Origin of the sequence: Myxococcus sp. CA039A, assembly GCF_013336645.1 — a bacterium.
In the GTDB taxonomy this organism is placed as follows: Bacteria; Myxococcota; Myxococcia; order Myxococcales; family Myxococcaceae; genus Myxococcus; species Myxococcus llanfairpwllgwyngyllgogerychwyrndrobwllllantysiliogogogochensis.
Map to the genome: position 1 here is coordinate 1 of NZ_JABUMQ010000229.1, position 18,518 is coordinate 18,518.

At 69.5% G+C, this 18,518-nt stretch carries 18 protein-coding genes; 9 read left to right on the forward strand and 9 right to left on the reverse strand.

Features of this window, described 5'->3' with window-relative positions:
• From HR086_RS31475 to ftsE, 6 genes are all read right to left on the reverse strand, one after another.
• On the reverse strand, positions 1–1,542 hold a 1,542-nt coding region (locus HR086_RS31475), incomplete at its 3' end, for a PEGA domain-containing protein (protein ID WP_174467491.1).
• A gap of 68 nt (positions 1,543–1,610) precedes the next feature.
• The gene (locus tag HR086_RS31480; RefSeq protein ID WP_174467492.1) at positions 1,611–2,987 is read right to left on the reverse strand and encodes a S41 family peptidase; all 1,377 of its coding nucleotides are present in this window, start codon (positions 2,985–2,987) and stop codon (positions 1,611–1,613) included.
• 56 nt (positions 2,988–3,043) lie between these two features.
• Positions 3,044–3,904 (reverse strand): alpha/beta fold hydrolase, encoded by an 861-nt coding sequence (locus HR086_RS31485; RefSeq protein ID WP_141642857.1) that lies wholly within the window; start codon positions 3,902–3,904, stop codon positions 3,044–3,046.
• A 76-nt stretch (positions 3,905–3,980) separates the two neighbouring features.
• Positions 3,981–5,105: a murein hydrolase activator EnvC gene (locus tag HR086_RS31490; RefSeq protein ID WP_174467493.1), complete on the reverse strand. Its 1,125-nt coding sequence runs from the start codon at positions 5,103–5,105 to the stop codon at positions 3,981–3,983.
• Positions 5,102–6,004, reverse strand: coding sequence for an ABC transporter permease (locus HR086_RS31495; protein ID WP_141642859.1), 903 nt, complete (start codon positions 6,002–6,004; stop codon positions 5,102–5,104). Before HR086_RS31495 ends, HR086_RS31490 begins: the two co-directional genes overlap by 4 nt.
• On the reverse strand, positions 6,001–6,693 hold the full coding sequence (gene ftsE, locus HR086_RS31500; RefSeq protein ID WP_174461555.1) for a cell division ATP-binding protein FtsE: 693 nt from the start codon (positions 6,691–6,693) through the stop codon (positions 6,001–6,003). Before ftsE ends, HR086_RS31495 begins: the two co-directional genes overlap by 4 nt.
• Positions 6,694–6,830: 137 nt before the next feature.
• Here ftsE and HR086_RS31505 point away from each other — a divergent pair, with 137 nt between their 5' ends.
• Positions 6,831–8,288, forward strand: a complete 1,458-nt coding sequence (locus tag HR086_RS31505) for a DASS family sodium-coupled anion symporter (protein WP_373564380.1) — start codon at positions 6,831–6,833, stop codon at positions 8,286–8,288.
• A gap of 64 nt (positions 8,289–8,352) precedes the next feature.
• Here the strand turns inward: HR086_RS31505 and HR086_RS31510 are convergent, their stop codons facing one another.
• Positions 8,353–8,913, reverse strand: a complete 561-nt coding sequence (locus HR086_RS31510) for a nickel-dependent hydrogenase large subunit (protein ID WP_141642862.1) — start codon at positions 8,911–8,913, stop codon at positions 8,353–8,355.
• 245 nt (positions 8,914–9,158) lie between these two features.
• On the opposite strand from HR086_RS31510, the gene carF reads away from it, so the two are divergent.
• Positions 9,159–10,025: a plasmanylethanolamine desaturase gene (carF, locus tag HR086_RS31515; RefSeq protein ID WP_174467495.1), complete on the forward strand. Its 867-nt coding sequence runs from the start codon at positions 9,159–9,161 to the stop codon at positions 10,023–10,025.
• A 118-nt stretch (positions 10,026–10,143) separates the two neighbouring features.
• Here carF and murI read toward each other — a convergent pair whose 3' ends face one another.
• Both murI and HR086_RS31525 read right to left on the reverse strand, forming a co-directional pair.
• Positions 10,144–10,959, reverse strand: a complete 816-nt coding sequence (gene murI, locus HR086_RS31520) for a glutamate racemase (protein ID WP_174453039.1) — start codon at positions 10,957–10,959, stop codon at positions 10,144–10,146.
• A gap of 114 nt (positions 10,960–11,073) precedes the next feature.
• Complete coding sequence (locus HR086_RS31525) at positions 11,074–12,381, reverse strand: hypothetical protein (protein WP_174453038.1); 1,308 nt, start codon at positions 12,379–12,381, stop codon at positions 11,074–11,076.
• Positions 12,382–12,551: 170 nt separating this feature from the next.
• On the opposite strand from HR086_RS31525, the gene HR086_RS31530 reads away from it, so the two are divergent.
• The 7 genes from HR086_RS31530 to HR086_RS31560 all read left to right on the forward strand — a co-directional run.
• A complete protein-coding gene (locus HR086_RS31530) occupies positions 12,552–13,262 on the forward strand; it encodes a MotA/TolQ/ExbB proton channel family protein (RefSeq protein ID WP_141642866.1) in 711 nt (236 codons plus the stop codon).
• A 12-nt stretch (positions 13,263–13,274) separates the two neighbouring features.
• The gene (gene tolR / locus HR086_RS31535) at positions 13,275–13,748 is read left to right on the forward strand and encodes a protein TolR (protein WP_141642867.1); all 474 of its coding nucleotides are present in this window, start codon (positions 13,275–13,277) and stop codon (positions 13,746–13,748) included.
• A 3-nt stretch (positions 13,749–13,751) separates the two neighbouring features.
• Positions 13,752–14,537 carry an energy transducer TonB gene (locus tag HR086_RS31540; protein ID WP_174467496.1) on the forward strand — a complete coding sequence of 262 codons (786 nt, stop codon included), beginning with the start codon at positions 13,752–13,754 and terminating at the stop codon, positions 14,535–14,537.
• Positions 14,534–15,829, forward strand: coding sequence for an LpqB family beta-propeller domain-containing protein (locus tag HR086_RS31545; RefSeq protein ID WP_141642869.1), 1,296 nt, complete (start codon positions 14,534–14,536; stop codon positions 15,827–15,829). Before HR086_RS31540 ends, HR086_RS31545 begins: the two co-directional genes overlap by 4 nt.
• A gap of 50 nt (positions 15,830–15,879) precedes the next feature.
• Entirely contained in the window at positions 15,880–17,064 is a 1,185-nt protein-coding gene (locus tag HR086_RS31550; protein ID WP_174467497.1) for an aminotransferase class V-fold PLP-dependent enzyme, read from the forward strand.
• Between the two features lie 14 nt (positions 17,065–17,078).
• The gene (locus HR086_RS31555) at positions 17,079–18,014 is read left to right on the forward strand and encodes a Ppx/GppA phosphatase family protein (protein ID WP_174467498.1); all 936 of its coding nucleotides are present in this window, start codon (positions 17,079–17,081) and stop codon (positions 18,012–18,014) included.
• Positions 18,011–18,518 (forward strand): MFS transporter (locus HR086_RS31560; protein ID WP_174467499.1); only part of this gene is annotated, 508 nt, incomplete at its 3' end. The genes HR086_RS31555 and HR086_RS31560, both read left to right, overlap by 4 nt.

Below are 18,518 nucleotides of genomic sequence, written 5' to 3' on the forward strand. Positions count from 1 at the left end.
GCCCACGGGCCTGGTGCCCTTGGGGGGCGGAGGCATGCTCAACGAATCGCTCTTGGAGTCGGACTTGGGGGGCGGCGTGGCACGCGAACGCTTGGGTGCGGGCGCCGGCGCGGGGGTGGGCTTGGAGTCACCGCCACCGCTGCCGCCACCGGAGAAGGCGAAGTAGCCGCCGAGGCCCGCGGCGACCGCGCCCGTGAGCAGCCCGATGTCCGCGACCAGCGCGTACGTCTTGCCCGTGTCCTTGAAGTCCTGAGCCCGGGGGCTCGTCTGCGGCGCGCGTCGGAAGTCATCCTCCTTCGAGGACGCCTCCATGCCGAAGTAGATGCCGCCCGCCAAGAGCGCCACGCCGGTGGCCATCAGCACATAGCCCAGCGTCTTGCGGTTGGAGCCACCGCCGCTCGCGAAGTGGGTCACCGGCTTGTTGCCAGCGAGCCGGGCCGTGTCGGCGCCCACCAGTGAGGACAAGAGCGCGTCGGAGCCCGTCGCCATCGTCTCGCCCGCGGGAACCGGTCCCAGCGCGTAGGCCAGGTTGTGTCCGTCCGCGACGTCGAGCCGCAGGCCCGTCACCTGGAGCGGAGCGGTGCCCGTGCCACCGCGAACCAGCAGGGCCAGCACCTGGGACACGCCCGCGAGCGTGCCCAACTCGCGCAGGGCCAGGTCACGCTCCGGCCCCTCCGGCTTGCGCACGATGCGCTCGGTCAGCGTCTGGAGCGCGCGCATGGAAGCGGCGGGAGCCAGCGTGAGCGTCGTCTCGCCCTCGCGTGCCCGGCGCTGCTCCACCTCGAAGCCCGGCGCCATCACCGTCACGTAGTGGTCCGCGGGCGTCAGCCCCTTGAGGTCCACCGGCGACACGCCACGGAACTGGCCGTCCACGTACACCTGCGCGGGCACGGGCTCGGTGCGCACCGAGAGCGTCGCGGTGGAGCCGGCCAGCGCCGCCTTGCGCTCCTTGTCCACGAAGGCCATGTCGTCCGGCGGGAAGAAGTTGGGCGAGAACTGGGCGCGGGGGTCCACCGCCAGCACCGCGCGAATCTCCAACTGCGCCGCCGTGCCCTCGCCGTTGGCCACCTGCGAGGCCGCCTTCATCACCCGGGCGCGGCTCAGGTCGCCGAAGTTGCGCGACAAGTCACTCGCCTCGAACGCGCGCGCGGCCGCCTCGAACTGCTGGAGCGCCTTCTGCGTGTCCAGCTCGTCATACGCCGTCTGGCCGTCCTTCATGGCCGACGCGCCCTCGGCGGCCTTCGCCTCGCGCGCCGCCTTGCCCTGCGCGTCCAGCGCGTCCGACAACCGCACCAGGTCCAGCCGTCCGGAGCGCGCCACCGACTGCTCCGCCCAGTACGCCAGCCGCGCCGCCTCCGTTCGTGATGTCGCATCCAGCGAGATGGCCACCACCGTCACGGAGGACGGTGAGGCGGTGGGTACTGCTCGGGGAGTCAGTCGGAGGGGGAGGCTCGACTGCGCGGCGGCGGGGCCGACGGCCAGCATGCCCACCAACCACCCGCTGAGGGCCGCGTGCATCGCGCGATTGCTCGAAGGTCGCATCACTCGTTCACCTTTGTCCGCCCGCCATCAAACGGAGGTCTCGCCGAAATGCAAGGGGGAAGGTGTCTTCAACGACCCTCGGCGCGAGCCGGAGGGCGCCCCGAAACGGCGCTGAGGCCGTTGAGATACTCGAGGGCGACCTTGAGCGGATAGTCCTTGAGGGCCGCGGTGGCGTCCCACGGCGCGAGGTTCTCGGGCAGGCCGCGAGGCGCGGAAGAGGACGACTCGGAGGTGGCGGTGGACTCGGCGCGGAAGTGACGCTGGAGGTCCTTCTCGCGCGGCGTCTCACGGCCCGGCTTGCCACCCGGCTCGTCCGGCACGACGTAGTCGGGGGTGATGCCCCGCTCCTGGATGCTGCGGCCCTTGGGTGTGTAGTAGCGGGCGATGGTCAGCTTCAGGCCGGAGCCATCCTCCAACTCGATGACCGTCTGGACGCTGCCCTTGCCGAACGTCTGCGTGCCCAGGACGGTGGCGCGGCCGTGGTCCTGGAGCGCGCCGGCCACGATTTCGGACGCGGACGCGCTGCCCGCGTTGACCAGCACGACGAGGGGGTAGTTCTTCTCCGTGTCGCGGTCCTTGCTGCGCTCCTCGGTGGAGTTGCGACCGTCACGTCCCCGGGTGGAGACGATGGGCAGGTTGCCCGGCAGGAAGCGGTCACTCACCGCCACCGCCTGGTCCAACAGGCCGCCCGGGTTGTTGCGCAGGTCGAGCACCACGCCGCGCAGCTCCTTGCCACCGTTGAGGCCGCGCAGCCTGTCGAGTTCCTTGCGCAGGTACAGGTCCGTGCGCTCCTGGAAGTTCTTCACCTTGACGTGGCCGAAGCCGCCGTAGAGCTCGCTCTCCACGGAGACGATGCGGATGTGGTCCCGGATGATGGCGATTTCGCGAGGCGCGCTGAAGCCGTGCCGCAGGATGCTCAAGAGCACGCGTCCCCCCGCGGGCCCTCGCATCTTCTGCATGGCCCGCCCCACGTCCATGCCCCGCGTGCTCTCGCCGTCGATGCCCACCAGCTCGTCGCCCGCCTTGATTCCCGCGCGCGCCGCCGGCGTGTCGTCGATGGGAGCCACGACGACGATGCGGTCGTTCTTGCGCGCGATTTCGATGCCCAGCCCACCCCACTCGCCCGAGGTGTCGATCTTCATCTCGCGGAAGACCTCCGGCGGCATGAAGACGGTGTGCGGGTCCAACGTGTCGAGCATGCCCTGGATGGCGCCGTAGATGAGCCGCTCCTGGTCCGGCCCCTCCACGTAGTTGTTCTCCACGTACGACAGCACGCGAGCGAAGGTCTCCAGCTGTCGGTAGGTGGCGTCGTCCTTCTCCGCCCGTACCGCGCTGGAAGCGGAGGACCGCACAGCCGCGTCCTTCTTCTCTTCCGCGGCCGAGGGCCAAGACAGGAGGAGGAGCGCGGCCAGCGCCGCGCGCCATGGCTGGTGGAGACCCGTCACGTCGGTACGTCCTTTCGCGGTGAGGCTCGAAGGGCGTCCCAGTCTACACCCGGCCCTCAGAGGCTCGACGCATCCGCGAAGCGCACCAGGTGCGACACCAGCTCGTCCGGACGCTCCATCTGCGGCACGTGCCCGAAGCCCTGGACCACCCGCACCTGCGCGTGCGCCGGCAGGTGGGCGCGGAACCAGTCCAGGGAGCGTGACGGCAACAGCCGCTCGCTGCCACCCCAGAGGAACAGCACCGGCATGGACAGCTTGCGCACCGCTTCTGGCTCCAGGCTGAGCCGGGTGGACATCGCCTCGGCGGTGAGGGCCTTCACGGTGGGTGTGTCATAGAAGCGGCGCAGCTCGGTCGCCAGGAGCAGCGCGGGCAGCGGGGCCTGGTGGAACAGGCGCCTCGTGAAGGCGCGGGCCTCCGCGGGCGTGCCCACCTTGAAGGAGTTGAGCAGGGCGGTGCTCTCCTCCACCGGCAGCTCCGCGCCCGCTGGAGCCACCAGCACCAGCGCGCGCACCCACTGGGGATACTCCGACGCGAGGCTCACCGCCATCGCTCCGCCCAGCGAGTTGCCGACGACGAAGGCCGGCTCCTTCACCTCCTGCTCCACGAAGGCGCGCAGCACCTCGAACTGGTTGCGCACGCAGACCTGCCCACCGCAGTACTCGGTGGAGAAGCCGTGCCCTGGCAGGTCGGGCGCGACGACACGCGAGAAGCGCTTCGCCAGGCCGAAGAAGGTGCGGCCGAAGCCATTGGCCGAGCCGCCCAGTCCGTGCACCAGCACCACCGGCGGCCCCTTCCCCTGCCCCTTCAGCGAGTAGAAGTGCACCGACTGCCCCCCGACATCGACTGTCGAGGACTGGACACCTCGCGCCACCAGCACGCGCCGTACCGCCTTCTGCATTCCGCCCATGAGGTCCATGCGCTCGCCTGCTCCTCTCGTGGTGGGAGTCTGTTGCCTCAGGATAACAAGGCACGAACCGCTTCGCCGCAACGCGTCATTGCACGGGGGCCAGCCAGGGTCCGGGGTCGACGGCCTGCCCGGACTTCCGGACCTCGAAGTAGAGGTACGAGCCCTTGAGCGAGCCCGTGTCACCCACCTCGCCCACCACCTCACCGGAGGCCACGGCGGCGCCCAGCTCCAGGGCGATGACGGACAGGTGGGCCATGAGCGTGTGGTAGCCGTCGCCGTGGTCGACGATGAGCAGGTTGCCGTAGCCCCGCAGCGAGCCCGCATAGACGACGGTGCCATCGGCGACGGCGACCACGGGCGTCCCGGTGGCGGCGCGGATGTCGAGCCCCTTCTGCACGGTGACGGTGTTGAAGCGCGGGTTGACGACCTTGCCGAACGCCACCTCGATGATGCCGCGCGTGGGCTGTGGCAGCTTGCCGCGCAGGGCTCCGAAGCCGTGCGTGGCGGGGGCTTCCTTCAGCTCGCGCACCACCAGGGTCAGCTCCGCGTCCGCCTGCTCCAGCTCCTTCACCGCGCGACGGGCCAGCTCGGCCTCGCCCGCGAGCGAGCCCACCACTTCCTCGAGCGCCTCGTGCTGCGCGCGCGCCAGCCGCTCCTGTTCCTGGAGGAAGGTGACCCGCGCGGCGAGCGAGGTCTGGAGCCGCTTCAGCTCGAGCGTGGACTGCCGTTGTAGGTGCGCCACGCGCTGCACGCCGCGCAGCAGGTCCAAATCGCCCGACATGCTCGCCTCCAGCGCGCGGGCCCGCCACACCAGCGCGGCGAAGTCCTCCGCCGACAGGAGCACCTCCAGCGGCCGCCGTCGCATGACGCGGTAGAGGGTGCGCAGCCGGGGGGACAGTCGCCGCAGTTGCACGCGCAGCGCCTCGCGCAGCAGCACCTCCTCGCGCTCGGCCAGGATGACGCGCTTGCGGAACACCGCGAGGTCCGCCTCCAGGGCCCGCACGCGCCGCCGGGAGAAGGCGACCATCTCCTCCATCAGCTCCAGGCCCTCGAGCACCGTGAGCTTCTTCGACTCGACGAGCGCCAGCGTCGCGCGCTGGGCTGCGAGCTTCTCGCGCAGCGCGGACTGCTCCGCCTCCTCCAGCTTCTGCGCGTGCGCGGGGAGGCCGGCCAGCACCAGCGCCAGGGTGAGGACGAAGGAGCGGCTCATACGCGCAGGAAACGACCCACCGCGACGAAGCTGCCGCCCAGCCCCAGGCCGCACCCCGCGCCCACCAATTCCAGCACCAATCGCGGCTCCACCCATGGCGCGGCGACACCCGGGCCCAGCAGGAACGCGAACAGCGAGCCCAGCGTGGGCCCCACCAGCCGACCAAAGGCCCACAGCCCGAGCAACGCCACACCCGCACCGAGCAACCCCTGGAGCAGTCCCTCCAGCAGGAAGGGCGCCTTGACGAAGCGGTCCGTGGCGCCGACCAGCTTCTGGATTTCAATCTCCTCGCGCCGCGAATAGATGGCGAGCTGGAGCGTGGCCGCGACGATGACCACGGTGGCGCCCAGCACCACCACGAAGGCCACCAGCGCGCCGAAGCGCAGGGCCCGGGCGATGGCCGTCAGTCGCTCCACGGCCTGCTCTCCGTAGTCCACGCCGGACACCCCGGGCAGCGCGCGCAGCTCCTTCGCCAGGGCCTGGAGCGCCTCGGGCGTGCGCTGCTCCGGAGGAACACGCAGCTCCAGCGCCGCGGGCAGCGGGTTCTCCGGCAGCTCCGACAGGGCCTCGCCCAAATCGCCCAGCTCGGTGCGAAGCCGCTCCAGCGCGGCATCCGGAGGCACCAGCGTCACCTGGCCCTGGCTGAGCTCCTCGACGCGGGCGCGCACGCCATGCGCCTCGTCCTGCCCCAGCTCCGGTGCCAGATACACCGTGACTTCGACTTCGCCGCCCAACGACGCAAGCAGGTTGTCCAACACCCGCGCACTGCCCCGCGCGAGCCCCGCGGAGAACAGGGCGATGGCGATGGTGGTCACCGCGATGAAGTGCACGAAGGGCGAGTGTTTGAGCCCCACCGCCGCCGAGCGCCAGAAGTACCGCGTCTTCGCCAGCGCGCTCATACCACCATCCGTCGCGCCGCCTTGACGCCGTCCTCGTCGGAGACAATCTGCCCGCGCTCCAGGCCCACCGTGCGCTTCTGGTAGCGCGACAGCAGCGTGGCGTCGTGCGTGGCCACCACCACCGTGGTGCCTCGGATGTTCACCTGGGTGAGCAGGTCCATGATTTCGACGGTGAGCGCGGGGTCCAGGTTACCGGTGGGCTCGTCCGCCAGGAGGATGGTCGGGTCATTGACCAGCGCCCGCGCGATGACCACGCGCTGCTGCTCTCCACCGGAGAGGCGCAGGGGGAACGAGTCCGCCTTGTGCTCCAGACCCACCAGCTTCAGCATCCGCCGCACCTTGTCGCGCGCTTCCGTGCGCGGCACGCCCAGCACGTCCAGCGTGAAGGACACGTTGTCCTCCACCGTCCGGTGCGGCAGCAGCTTGAAGTCCTGGAACACGACGCCGATGTTGCGGCGCAGGTACGGCACGGCGGACTCACGGATGCGGGCGATGTTGCGGCCCCCCACCAGAATCTGCCCCTTGGTGGCTTTCTCCGCGCAGAAGATGAGCTTGAGCAGCGTCGTCTTCCCCGCGCCGGAAGGGCCCGTGAGGAACACGAACTCGCCCTTCTCCACACTGAGGTTGATGTCCGAGAGCACCGGCGGATCACCGGGATACGCCTTGTAGACGTGGAAGAATTGAATCATGGCGCGGCGCGGGAGAGCGCCAACCTACCACGGCCGGGCGGGAGCGCCCCACGCACGCCGGGCCGCAGCCGGGGCTTTCCCCTCCCACCCCCGGCGCCACCTGTGCGACGGTGCCACGCCTTATGAGCGAGCAGGCCGTGCGGCGTGCGACAACGGGACAGTGGGTGGGACGCATCGCCGGGCCCGTGGCCGCCGCCCTCATCTACGGGATTCCCTCCGGTCTCCACACCCTGCCGGGCCTGGACCACCGCCCCGCCGCCGCGGCCGCCGTCGCCGCGTGGATGGCCCTCTGGTGGTTCACCGAGGCCGTCCCCATGGCGTGGACGGCGGTGCTCCCCGTGGCGCTCTTTCCACTGCTGGGCGTCTTCGACACGGACAACGTCGCCGTCGCGGTGGGGCGCGCCACCCTGCCCTTCCTGGACCCCTACATCTTCCTCTTCATGGGAGGCATGGCCCTGGGCGCGGGCATGGAGCAGTGGGGCCTGCACCGGAGAATCGCCCTGCTCATCATGCGCGCCGTCGGCACCGGGCCGGAGCGGCTGCTGTTCGGCATGCTCGCGGCCACCGCCGCCGTGTCGCTCTGGATTTCCAACACCGCCACGGCGGTGATGATGGTGCCCATTGGCATGGCGCTGCTCTCCCAGCTCCGCGCCGCGGAGGGACGCCCCCTGGAGCACTTCGGCGCGGCGCTCATGCTGGCCGTCGCGTACGGCTCCAACATCGGCGGCATCGGCACCAAGATTGGCAGCCCCACCAATTCCGTCTTCGCGGGCGTGGTGTCGCGCCGGCTGGGCACCGACGTGGGCTTCGTCGAGTACATGGTCGCGGCCCTCCCCTTCGTCCTCATCTTCCTGCCGCTGACGTGGGCTGTGCTGTGGAGGTGGGCCCGTCGCGACAAGATGGGACCCGGCCAGGGCGGGGACGTCATCGACCGCGAGCTGGCCCAGTTGGGCCCCCTCTCACGGGGGGAGCGCACGGTGGGCCTCGTCTTCTTCGTGGCGGCGTTGTTGTGGATTTTCGGCGACCCGCTGCGCCAGGTGCTCGCCGGCCCCGTGGCCCACGCCTTCAACGGCTTCAAGCTGGGGGGCAAGCACTACGAGGCCATGGTGGCGATGGTCGGCGCGCTGACGCTGCTCGTACTGGGGCGTCTGTCCGTGGCGGCCCTGCGGCGCGTGCCCTGGGACACGCTGCTCCTGCTGGGCGGCGGCTTCGCGCTGGCGGCGGGCATCGAGGCCAGTGGCCTGGCCTCGTGGATGACCTCACGGCTGTCCGGCCTGGAGTCGCTGCCAGTCCTGGTGCAGCACGGCGTGGTCGCCAGCGCCACCATCCTGCTGTCGGCCATCGCGTCCAACACGGCCACGACGAACGTCATGCTCAACGTGCTGCCCGCCTCGCGGCCCCTGCTGGCGGTGAGCACCTTCGCGGCCTCGTGCGACTTCGCCCTGCCCGCGGGCACGCCGCCCAACGCCATCGTCTTCGGCAGCGGAGTGGTGCGCCTGCCGGTGATGATGCGCGTGGGAGTGCTGCTGGACCTGCTCGCCGCCGCGGTGCTCACGGTGTACGGAGCCACGTGGGTGCGGTGGGTGCTGCCCTAGTCTGGAACTGTCGACTGGCCGACACCGCGCTCCCGGGGCGAGACGCCACCGGGGAGCTGGGGGGCTACTGGTCGCCTTCTCCGGCGAGGTAGCTGAGGATGACCTCGTCGAGGCTCTTCTCGGAGATGAGGTCCTCTCCGAACAGCGTCTCGACGCCGACCTCGTTGATCTTCGGCTTCTCCTTCAAGGCGCGAGCAGCGGCGACCTCGGGGGGAAGCGCGGGAGGCAGGGGCGCGACGGGAGCGACGACGACCGGCTTGGGCGCCATCGGCTGACCGGGCTGCAGCTTCGCGTGGGCCTGTTCAGCCTCCGAGGCCAGCTGACCGGGCTGATAGTGCCGGACCGTGGACTCGAAGTTGTCGTACACGTTGTTGATGAGGTTGCGCAGCATCTCCTTGTGCTGCTCCTCCATCAACTCACGGACGACCTCCGCCAGATTCTCCGCGTTGAGGATGTCCGAGTAGGACGTCTTCTTGGACGCGAGGATGTTACCGCCCACGAACAGGTGGGTGATGATGTGGGGATTGTTGACGCCCGAGTCCTCGGTCTGGACGTGGTAAACCTTCCCCTTGTGCTTGATGTTGTGGTTGAAGCCGGTGACGGCCTTCTCGAAGGTTTTCGTCATTGCCGAGTGGGCGGACCGTACCAGCCGCTTCCCCACGACACAAGGTAAGCGTCAACCCCGCATGTCGCGCCAGGGGAGCCTGGCCGCTGACCCCGCGCATTTCTTGCGGACGACGCCCGCCTGCCATGCAGCCCACCCTTCATGTGAGAACGCGACCCCGGTCCGTTGAAAAGCCGAAAGCGGCTGGGGTACGTACAGAACATGCGGTGCGGTGGTCAGCGGCGCCAACGTCCAGGACTCCACGGATGAAGAAGACGAACGAGATCAAGAACAAGGTTCGCCTCCAGGACGCCCAGGTCCTGGCCGGAGGCTACTCACCCGCCATCCGCGCCATGGAGATTGGCGCCATCGTCAGCTTCATCGCGCTGGAGCTGTTCCTGGTGTACCGGCTCTACAACAACCCGCATGGCGGCCCGTGGCTGCTCCTGGGCGCGGTGCTGTTGGGCTACCTCGCCGCGGACTTCGTCTCCGGCTTCGTCCACTGGATGGGCGACACGTGGGGCTCCACGGAGATGCCGATTCTGGGCAAGGCCCTCATCCGCCCGTTCCGCGAGCACCACGTCGACGAGAAGGCCATCACCCGCCACGACTTCGTGGAGACCAACGGCAACAACTGCCTCATCTCCCTTCCCGTGGCCGTGGCCGCGGTGTCCATGCCGCTGAGCAGCTCCGGCTGGGTGTTCTGCGCCAGCTTCCTGGGCGCGATGATCTTCTGGGTGATGGCGACCAACCAGTTCCACAAGTGGTCGCACATGGACTCGCCGCCGGCCATCATCGGCTTCCTGCAGCGCGTGCACCTCATCCTGCCGCCGGCGCACCACCGCATCCACCACACCGCGCCCTTCAATAAGTACTACTGCATCACCGTGGGCTGGCTGAACTGGCCGCTCAACCTGGTGCACTTCTTCCCCCTGGCGGAGCGCCTCGTGACGCGTGTCACCGGACTGGTGCCGCGCGAGGACGACATCGGTGACGAGGCCGCCCGCGCGCTCGTGGAGGCCCAGGTCGCCGCCGAGGCTCCCGTCGTCCAGGCCGCCAAGGAGCTGCTCACCAAGGCCACCACGCAGGAAGAAGCCCCGCCCGCCACGGCCACCACCCGCCCGTCCGCCTGAGCCGGCCCACGGGCGGAAGACGCCCGTGTTCCGATGACTCGAGCGAGGTCCACGCGATGGACCGCCGAGGGGTGAGGCCCGCCTGTCGCGCGGAGCGCCTCCCCCGACTCTTAGGGACTCAGAACTTCAGGTCGACCTGCTCGGCGGCATCGATGGGCCTGCCGAGGAACCTCGCCCCCACTTCCATGAAGCGCTCGGGAACGTCGGTCACGTAGTACGCGTGAGACGGGGCACGCGTCGTCGCGGGCGCCAGCAGCTCCTTGCGAGCCAGCAGCGCCGCCACCGCCAGCGCGGTGGCCTCCGCCGAGTCCACCAGCGCGACCTGGGGCCCCACCACCTCCGCGATGACGCCCTTGAGCAGCGGGTAGTGCGTGCAGCCCAGGACGAGCGTGTCCACGCCTTCCCGGGCGAACTCCCCCAGATACTCACGCGCCGTCAGCAGGGGCACGTCGCCCGTGGTCCATCCCTCCTCCGCCAGCGGCACGAAGAGCGGACAGGCGCGGGCCTTCACCCGCACCCCGGGGTTCGCCGTCTCCAGGGCGCGCTGATAGGCCCCGGAGCGGATGGTGCCCGGCGTACCGATGACGCCCACTCCGCCGCCTCGCGTGCGCTCCAGGGCCGCCTGGGCTCCTGGCTGGATGACGCCCACCACCGGCACCGGCAGCGCCGCCTCCAGCGCGGGCAGGGCCGCGGCGGAGGCCGTGTTGCACGCCACCACCAGCAGCTTGATGCCGCGCTCCAGCAGGAACTCCGCGTTCTTCAGCGAGTAGCGCGTCACCACCTCGCCGGACTTGGTGCCGTAGGGCACCCGGGCCGTGTCCCCCAGATACACCGTGCTCTCGTGGGGGAGGTGCTCCATGAGGGACTTGAGGACCGTGAGCCCTCCGACACCTGAATCAAATACGCCAATGGGACTGTGGCTGCCTTGCCGCATGTCCGGTGTCCCTATCACGTTTGATGCCAACGCCACGGGCTCCCCCGCAACGCGAAGAGGGCCGAGGCACGTGGCCCCGACCCTCTTCTTCACCCCACGAGCGAGCGGGCTCGACTACGGGAACAGCGACACCAGCGCGGCGCTGCTCGCTCCCGGGAATACGTGGCCATCGACATTGATGAACACGCTGTCGTTCACCGAGAAGTACTCCGTGCCGTTGCCGGCCTTCGCGTACATCTCCACCTCGTAGCGGCCCGGGCGGAGGAACTCGTAGACCACCGGCGCGTCGTTGCAGCCGTGCCGGTCACCGACGATGCCGTACACCAGCTCCCCAGTGAAGACATCGCGGAAGTTGATGGCCACCTCGGTGATGCCCGCCTGCGAGCAGCTCAGCGCGGAGCCACCGGCGCGCAGCTCCCACTTGATGGACGCCCCGCCAATCACCCACATCGGGGCCAGCACCTGCTTCGTCTCGCCGGACTGAATCGAGAACTGCGCGCTGTAATAATACCAGGGACGGTTCTGTCCATCGACGGCCACCAACTGCAGGTCATGGTTGCCGGCGTTCAGCGTGGGCGTGGTGACGCTGGCGCCCGAGCTGCCCTCCGAGCAGCTGAAGCGGACCCACTCGCCCCCATCGATGCGGGCCTCCACGTGCGTCACGCCGGCCTGCCCGCAGCCCAGCCTGCTCGACCCCTCCACGAACTCCCAGCGAATGGTGGCGCCGCTGCTCGTGGTGCGAAGGGTGGCGGTGTACGACGTCGGCTCGCCGTAGCGGGTGGAGAACCGCCCGCTGTGGGCGTACAGCGTGCGCTGCTGCGAGTCGAGGGCGACCAGCTCCAGGTCGTGCTCACCCGGGTCCAGGTACGGCGTCTTCACGCTGTTGCCGCCATGGCCCGCCGTGCAGTCGAAGCGCGCCCACTGCCCACCATCCACCCGGGCATCCACGAAGGCCACACCCGCCTGGTTGCAGTTCGGGTTGCCGCTGCTGGAGTTCGCCGGAAACAGCCAGTTCACGTACGCGAAGGACGGCGGGGCGCCCAGCGGCGCGAGGTCGATGCTCACCGTCACGTCGCCATCCACGCGGAAGGTGCCGCTCGCCTCGTAGAGCACCTCGTTGGTGTAGCTGATCGCCTCCACGTTGAAGCTGTAGATGCCCGGCGCGAAGTCGTGGAGGACGATGCCGTCGAAGCCGTTGGCCTGACACGCGTATTGGCCGTCGTTGGCCAGCCGTTCACCGGGAATCGTGATGTTGACGCCCTTGATGTCGCGGTCCTCGTCGCAGCGCAGTCCGCCGAAGGTCCAGCGGAACGTCGCGTCGCCCGGGTAGATGGGCTCGTCGTAGTCGTCTTCGCCGTGGATGATGCAGCCGGTGGAGACCGCCGCCAGGCAGAGGAGAGCGACCAGCAGTCTGGAGTTCATGGGGGGCAACCTGTCCGTGGGGTGTTGAGGTGTTCGGCCCGTTTCAGTCACCTCTGACGACCCTCTCCGGGAATTATTCATCCGTACGGCCAAGCAACTTCAAGCAGGCAACCGGCCCCCGTCCCCGTTTGTTTGACCCAGTTGTAGCGGAGTGTTACGCGCTCCACCTCATGACGCCCCACCTGCCCCTGGCGCTTGGCGCCATGAACTACGTGGAGATCATCCGCGACGCTTCCTTCATCGAGCTGGCCGTCCTGCTGCTCCTGATGGGTGTCTCCGTGGCTTCCTGGGCCCTCATCGCCATGAAGGCCACCCAGCTCGCCAAGGCCCGCGCACAGTCTCTCACCTTCCTCGACACCTTCTGGAAGGCGTCCCGGCTGGAGGCCATCTACCAGACGGCCCAGAAGCTCGACGCCTCGCCCCTGTCCAAGGTCTTCTGCGCCGGCTACGAGGAGCTGTCCAAGCTGGCCCAGGCCAAGGAAGGCGGCGCCGAGGGCGCCATGGCGGAGCGGCTGGGCGGAATCGAGAACGTGGAGCGCGCGCTGATGCGGGCCTCCACGTCGCAAATCACGGAGCTGGAGGCGCGGGTGTCGTTCCTGGGCACCGTCGGCGCGGCCTCGCCCTTCGTGGGCCTTTTCGGCACCGTCATCGGAATCCTCAGCGCCTTCAATCAAATCGCCGAGCAGGGCAATGCGACATTGGCCACGGTGGCGGCGCCAGTGGGCAACGCGCTGTTCGCCACGGCGGCGGGCCTGTTCGCGGCGATTCCGGCCGTGGTCGCCTACAACTCGTTCGTCAGCCGCATCAAGGTGTTCGACACGGAGATGTCGAACTTCTCCGCGGACTTCCTCAACATCATCAAGCGTCACTTCTTCCGCTAGGCGGGCGCGACCATGGGAATGGGCGGAGGCAATCGCAGTGGTGGCCGCACCACGATGAGCGAGATCAACGTCACGCCCATGGTGGACGTGATGCTGGTGCTGCTCATCATCTTCATGGTGACCGCGCCCCTCATCCAGCAGGGCGTGAAGGTGAACCTGCCGGAGACCAAGGCCGCGCCCGTGGAGGCCACGGAGAAGAAGGTGGTCCTCTCCATCGACGCGGGCAAGAAGGTCTACATCGGCGACGCCGAGGTGCCCCTGGAGGAGCTGGAGGCGAAGCTCGCCGCCAACGCCAAGGTGCAGGCCGATAAAGAAGTGTTCCTCCACGCCGACCGGGACGTGCCCTACGGCACCGTCGTGGAGGTCATGGCGGCCGCGCAGCGGGCGGGCATCAACAATGTGGGGATGATCACGGACCCTTCCACGGGGGCCAAGACGTCCAACACCTCGTCGACCTCGAAGAAGCCGAAGGAGGCGAAGCGCTAGCCCATGCACTCCGCGGTGAGCCACAGCCTGCTCGTCAATCGCTCCGCGCGGGTGTCGCCGTTCGTCATCGCGTCGGTGGTGGGGCACATCGCCCTGCTGCTCGCCGCAGTGCTGTATGCGCGCTTCAACGCATCGCCCCCGGTGGACCTCACGGCGCAGCCCATCCGCGCCACGCTGGTGCGCCTGGGCAAGCCTCGCGACGCCAAGCTCCTGCCGCGCAAGGAGCAGCCGCCACCGCCGCCCAAGCAGGTGAACGCGCCCAAGCCCGCGCCTGAAGCGCCGCCTCCGCCGTCCTCCGCCGCCGTCGCGGTGCCCATCCCCGGCGTCAAGCCGGAGCCCTCCTCCGCGCCCAAGCCCACGCCCGTGAAGGGTGAGAAGGAAGGCGAGGACCGCCGCAAGCGGCTCTTCGGCGCCTTCGACAAGACGGCCAAGGCGTCGCCGGAAGAAGAGCCCGAGGGCGCCGAGGATGGAGACGCGGACGGCGACTCGGCCACCGCCGAGGGCGAGCGCTACTTCGGGATGCTCCAGGCACAGGTGCGGCGCAACTACAGCGTCGCGGACACCATCCCCGAATCGGAGCGCCTGCACCTCAAGGCGCTCGTCGCGCTGCGCCTGGGCCGCTCGGGCGAGGTGCTGGACGTGAGCCTCACCAAGCCCAGTGGCAATGATTTGTTCGACGCGGCGGTCCTCAACGCCGTGCGCAAGGCCTCACCCTTCTCGCCTCCTCCCGACCACCTCCGAGACGCGCTGCAGAAGAACGGCGTCAACCTGATGTTCAACGCCCTATGAAAGCCCTGCTCCTCTCCCTCGTCCTCGTGCCGCTCGCGGCATTCGCCCAGACGCCGACCATCGAAATCTCCGGCGCCAACTTCCGCCCGCTGCCCGTGGCGGTCCCCGCGCCCATCACCCAGAACGAGGGTGCCAAGGCGCAGGCCAACACGTTCGACACGGCGTTCAACTTCGACCTCGTGGCCTCCGGCATCCTCCAGGTGCTGGACCGCAAGAGCTTCACGGCCGACCCCAAGGAAGGCATGGCCGCCGGCACCATCACCTTCAGCCGCTGGGCGGACGTGGGCGCCGAGGCGCTCGTCAAGGTGTCGCTCGCGGACGACGCGGGCACGCTGCGCGGCGAGCTGCGCCTGTTCAACGTGGGCACCGGCCGCGAGGACCTCAAGGTCGCCAAGGACGCGCCGGCCAACAACCCGTCGCTGCTGGCCCACCGGCTGGCGGACGCGCTGTACCGGCACTTCACCCGCGAGCCCAGCCCCTTCCTGTCGCGCATCACCTACGTGCGCAAGGCGGGCAACAACCGCGACGTGGTGGTGGCGGACTGGGACGGCGGCAATCCCGTGTCGCTCACCAAGGGCGGCATCAACATCCTCCCCTCGCTGAGCCAGGACGGCGCGCAGGTGGCGTACACGTCCTACCGGAAGAACCGGCCGGACATCTGGGTGCAGCGTCCGGGTGGCGAAGCCCGCTCGGTGGTCTCCGCCGGGCAGATGGCCACCGGTGGCGCCTTCTCTCCGGACGGCAAGCGGCTGGCGTACTCGCTGGCCGAGGGAGAGAGCGCGCAAATCTACGTGTCCGGCGCCGACGGCAGCGGCGCGAAGGCCATCACCGACACGCCCTACGGCCTCAACACCAGCCCCGCGTGGTCGCCCGACGGCAAGCGCATCGCCTTCGTCTCCAACCGGGGTGGCAGCCCTCAAATCTACATCATGGGCGCGGATGGCTCGGGCGTGCGGCGCCTCACCTTCCAGGGCAACTACAACCAGACGCCGGACTGGTCTCCGCGCGGCGACCTCATCGTCTTCACCGCGCGCGACGAGCGCAACGCGTTCGACCTGTTCACCATCCACGTCGAGTCGGGCAAGGTGACGCGCCTGACGCAGGACCAGGGCAACAACGAGGAGCCCGCCTTCTCGCCCAACGGTCGGCTGGTGCTCTTCTCCACCACCCGGGCAGGCGGCTCGCAGCTGTTCGTGATGACTGCGGACGGCAACAACCAGCTCCCCCTCCGGGCGGAGAAGGGCACGCTGTTGACGCCCGACTGGGCGCCGCTCGCGGACGCGCAGCCGTAGGACTCGTGGCGCGTTGACAGGGGGCGCGTGCTCGGGTCCAGTTCCCGCGCATGAGCGCCCCCTTCCGTTCCCACTGGGGACTGGACCCCGAGGTCCTGTTCCTCAACCACGGCTCCTTCGGTGCATGCCCCACCGCCGTGCTCCAGAAGCAGTCGGAGCTGCGCGCGCGCATGGAGGCGGAGCCCGTCCGCTTCCTCCACCGCGAAATCGAGCCGCTGCTGGACGAGGCCCGGGCCACGCTCGCCGACTTCGTCGACGCGGATGCGGAGGACGTGTCCTTCGTCGCCAACGCCACCAGCGGCGTCACCACGGTGCTGCGCTCGCTGCGCTTCGAGCCGGGTGACGAGCTGCTCACCACGGACCACGAATACAACGCCAGTCGCAACGCGCTGGACTTCGTCGCGGCGCAGTGGGGCGCGAAGGTCGTGGTGGCGAAGCTCCCCTGGCCCGTGACTTCCGCGCAGTCCATCGTGGACGTGGTGCTCGCGCATGTGACGCCCCGCACGCGCCTGTTCCTGGTGGACCACGTCTCCAGCCAGACGGCGCTGGTGATGCCCCTGGCCCGGCTCATCTCCGAGCTGCGAGCCAAGGGAATCGAGACGCTGGTGGACGGCGCGCACGGGCCGGGCATGGTGCCCCTGTCGCTGCGCTCGCTGGGCTCGGGCTACTACACGGGCAACTGCCACAAGTGGCTGTGCGCTCCCAAGGGCGCGGCCTTCCTCCACGTGCGCCGCGACCTGCAGGAGGGCATGACGCCCCTGGCGGTGAGCCATGGGCGCAACTCGCCCCGCACGGACCGCTCCCGCTTCCGGCTCCTCTTCGACTGGACGGGGACCATGGACCCCACCGCCGCGCTCTGTGTCCCGGAAGCGCTGCGAGTGGTGGGTGGCCTGCTACCCGGAGGCTGGCCCGAGGTGATGGCGGCCAACCGGAGCAAGGCCCTGGCCGCGCGCGCACTGCTGTGCGAGCGGATGAAGACCGCCCCCGCCTGCCCCGAGGACATGGTGGGCAGCATGGCGGTGGTCACCCTGCCCGCGGGCTACCCGGAGCAGCCCGAGCCGCCCCTCTACCTGGACCCGGTCCACCTTCGCCTGTTCGACGAGTACCGCATCGAGGTGCCCATCGTCGCCTGGCCCAAGCCGCCCCACCGTCACGTCCGGGTGTCCGCGCAGCTCTACAACACGGCAGAGGAGTACCGGGCGCTGGCGGACGCTTTGGAAGCGCTCCTGCGTTGAGTAGGCTTGCGCGCATGCCGCGATTCGCCACCATCGATATCGGTACCAACTCCGTGCTGTTGCTGGTCGCGGAACGCACGGCGGAGGGCCGCTTCGAGGCCGTCCGGGAGCGCGCGGAAATCACCCGGCTGGGCCGTGGTGTGGACGCTACCCGTCGGCTGTCGGCGGAGGGCATGGAGGCCACGCTTTCGGTGCTGGAGGCCTTCGCGCGCGAGGCGCGGGAACTGGGCGCGGAGGACATCGCGGTGTCCGCCACCAGCGCGGCACGCGACGCGAGCAACGGCGCGGAGTTCCTCTCCGCCGCGAAGGAGCGCGCGGGCGTCACGGTGGAAATCATCTCCGGGCAACTGGAGGCGCAGCTGTCCTTCGCCGCGGTGTATTCGGACTTCGCGGGCGAGGCGGCGGGGCCCCTGCTGGTGCTGGACATCGGCGGAGGCTCCACGGAGTTCATCTTCGGCAACCCCGCGGGCCACGTGGAGTTCCGCCACAGCTTCGACGTGGGCGCGGTGCGGCTCACCGAGCGCTTCGTGCGCTCCGACCCGATGTCCCCCGAGGACCGGGCGCGCATCGAGTCGCACCTGCGCGACACCTTCAAGACGCTGCCCCCTCCACCTCCCGCCTCGGGGCTGGTGGGCGTCGCGGGCACGGTGACGACGCTGTACGCGGTGCGACACGCCATCGACCCGTATGACGCGGAGCGGGTGCATGGCGGCACGCTGTCCGTGGGCGAGCTGACCGCGCTGGCGGACCGGCTGTGCCAGATGCCACTGGAAGAGCGCAGAGCGCTGCCGGGCATGCAGCCCAAGCGCGCGGACGTCATCCCCGCGGGCGCCATCATCCTGCTGGAGTCGGTGAAGGCCCTGGGATTGGACGGCTGCCGCGTGAGTGACAGGGGCTTGAGGTGGGGACTGCTCGCGCACCGCTTCGGAGCCGGGGCGGCCCGGTCATGAGCACGTCTTCCGTGAGCCTCTCCCCTTCCCCGACCACCGCGCCCATCGCTCCCGCGGCGAATGCCGGCTACGCGCTGCTCGTCCTCACGCTCATCAACCTGGTCAACTACCTGGACCGGTACATCGTCGCGGTGGCGTTGCCGGGCATCCAGAAGGAGTTCGGCATCAACGACACCCAGGCGGGGCTGCTGGGCACCATGTTCATCGTGGTGTTCATGCTGGCTTCCCCGGTGGGTGGCTTCCTGGGTGACAGGTATCCACGCCGGCTGCTGGTGGCGGGCGGGGTGTTGCTGTGGAGCCTCGCGACGGGGGCGAGTGGACTGGCCACGTCCTTCATCGCGTTGCTCGTCGCGCGCGCGGTGATTGGCATCGGCGAGGCGGGCTATGGCGCGGTGGCGCCGAGCATCATCTCGGACCTGTACCCGCGCGAGCAGCGCACCCGGATGCTCGCGTTCTTCTACATCGCCATTCCGGTGGGCGCGGCGGCGGGCTACGGGCTGGGTG

What these genes read in the sequence shown, in the direction of transcription:
- carF (WP_174467495.1), top strand. Translation starts at nt 9,159, where the DNA reads ATGAAGAAGACGAACGAGATCAAGAACAAGGTTCGCCTCCAGGACGCC.
- HR086_RS31530 (WP_141642866.1), top strand. Translation starts at nt 12,552, where the DNA reads ATGACGCCCCACCTGCCCCTGGCGCTTGGCGCCATGAACTACGTGGAG.
- HR086_RS31485 (WP_141642857.1), bottom strand. Translation starts at nt 3,904, where the DNA reads ATGGACCTCATGGGCGGAATGCAGAAGGCGGTACGGCGCGTGCTGGTG.
- tolR (WP_141642867.1), top strand. Translation starts at nt 13,275, where the DNA reads ATGGGAATGGGCGGAGGCAATCGCAGTGGTGGCCGCACCACGATGAGC.
- HR086_RS31540 (WP_174467496.1), top strand. Translation starts at nt 13,752, where the DNA reads ATGCACTCCGCGGTGAGCCACAGCCTGCTCGTCAATCGCTCCGCGCGG.
- HR086_RS31545 (WP_141642869.1), top strand. Translation starts at nt 14,534, where the DNA reads ATGAAAGCCCTGCTCCTCTCCCTCGTCCTCGTGCCGCTCGCGGCATTC.
- HR086_RS31555 (WP_174467498.1), top strand. Translation starts at nt 17,079, where the DNA reads ATGCCGCGATTCGCCACCATCGATATCGGTACCAACTCCGTGCTGTTG.
- ftsE (WP_174461555.1), bottom strand. Translation starts at nt 6,693, where the DNA reads ATGATTCAATTCTTCCACGTCTACAAGGCGTATCCCGGTGATCCGCCG.
- HR086_RS31525 (WP_174453038.1), bottom strand. Translation starts at nt 12,381, where the DNA reads ATGAACTCCAGACTGCTGGTCGCTCTCCTCTGCCTGGCGGCGGTCTCC.
- HR086_RS31550 (WP_174467497.1), top strand. Translation starts at nt 15,880, where the DNA reads ATGAGCGCCCCCTTCCGTTCCCACTGGGGACTGGACCCCGAGGTCCTG.
- HR086_RS31490 (WP_174467493.1), bottom strand. Translation starts at nt 5,105, where the DNA reads ATGAGCCGCTCCTTCGTCCTCACCCTGGCGCTGGTGCTGGCCGGCCTC.
- HR086_RS31495 (WP_141642859.1), bottom strand. Translation starts at nt 6,004, where the DNA reads ATGAGCGCGCTGGCGAAGACGCGGTACTTCTGGCGCTCGGCGGCGGTG.
- HR086_RS31510 (WP_141642862.1), bottom strand. Translation starts at nt 8,913, where the DNA reads ATGACGAAAACCTTCGAGAAGGCCGTCACCGGCTTCAACCACAACATC.
- murI (WP_174453039.1), bottom strand. Translation starts at nt 10,959, where the DNA reads ATGCGGCAAGGCAGCCACAGTCCCATTGGCGTATTTGATTCAGGTGTC.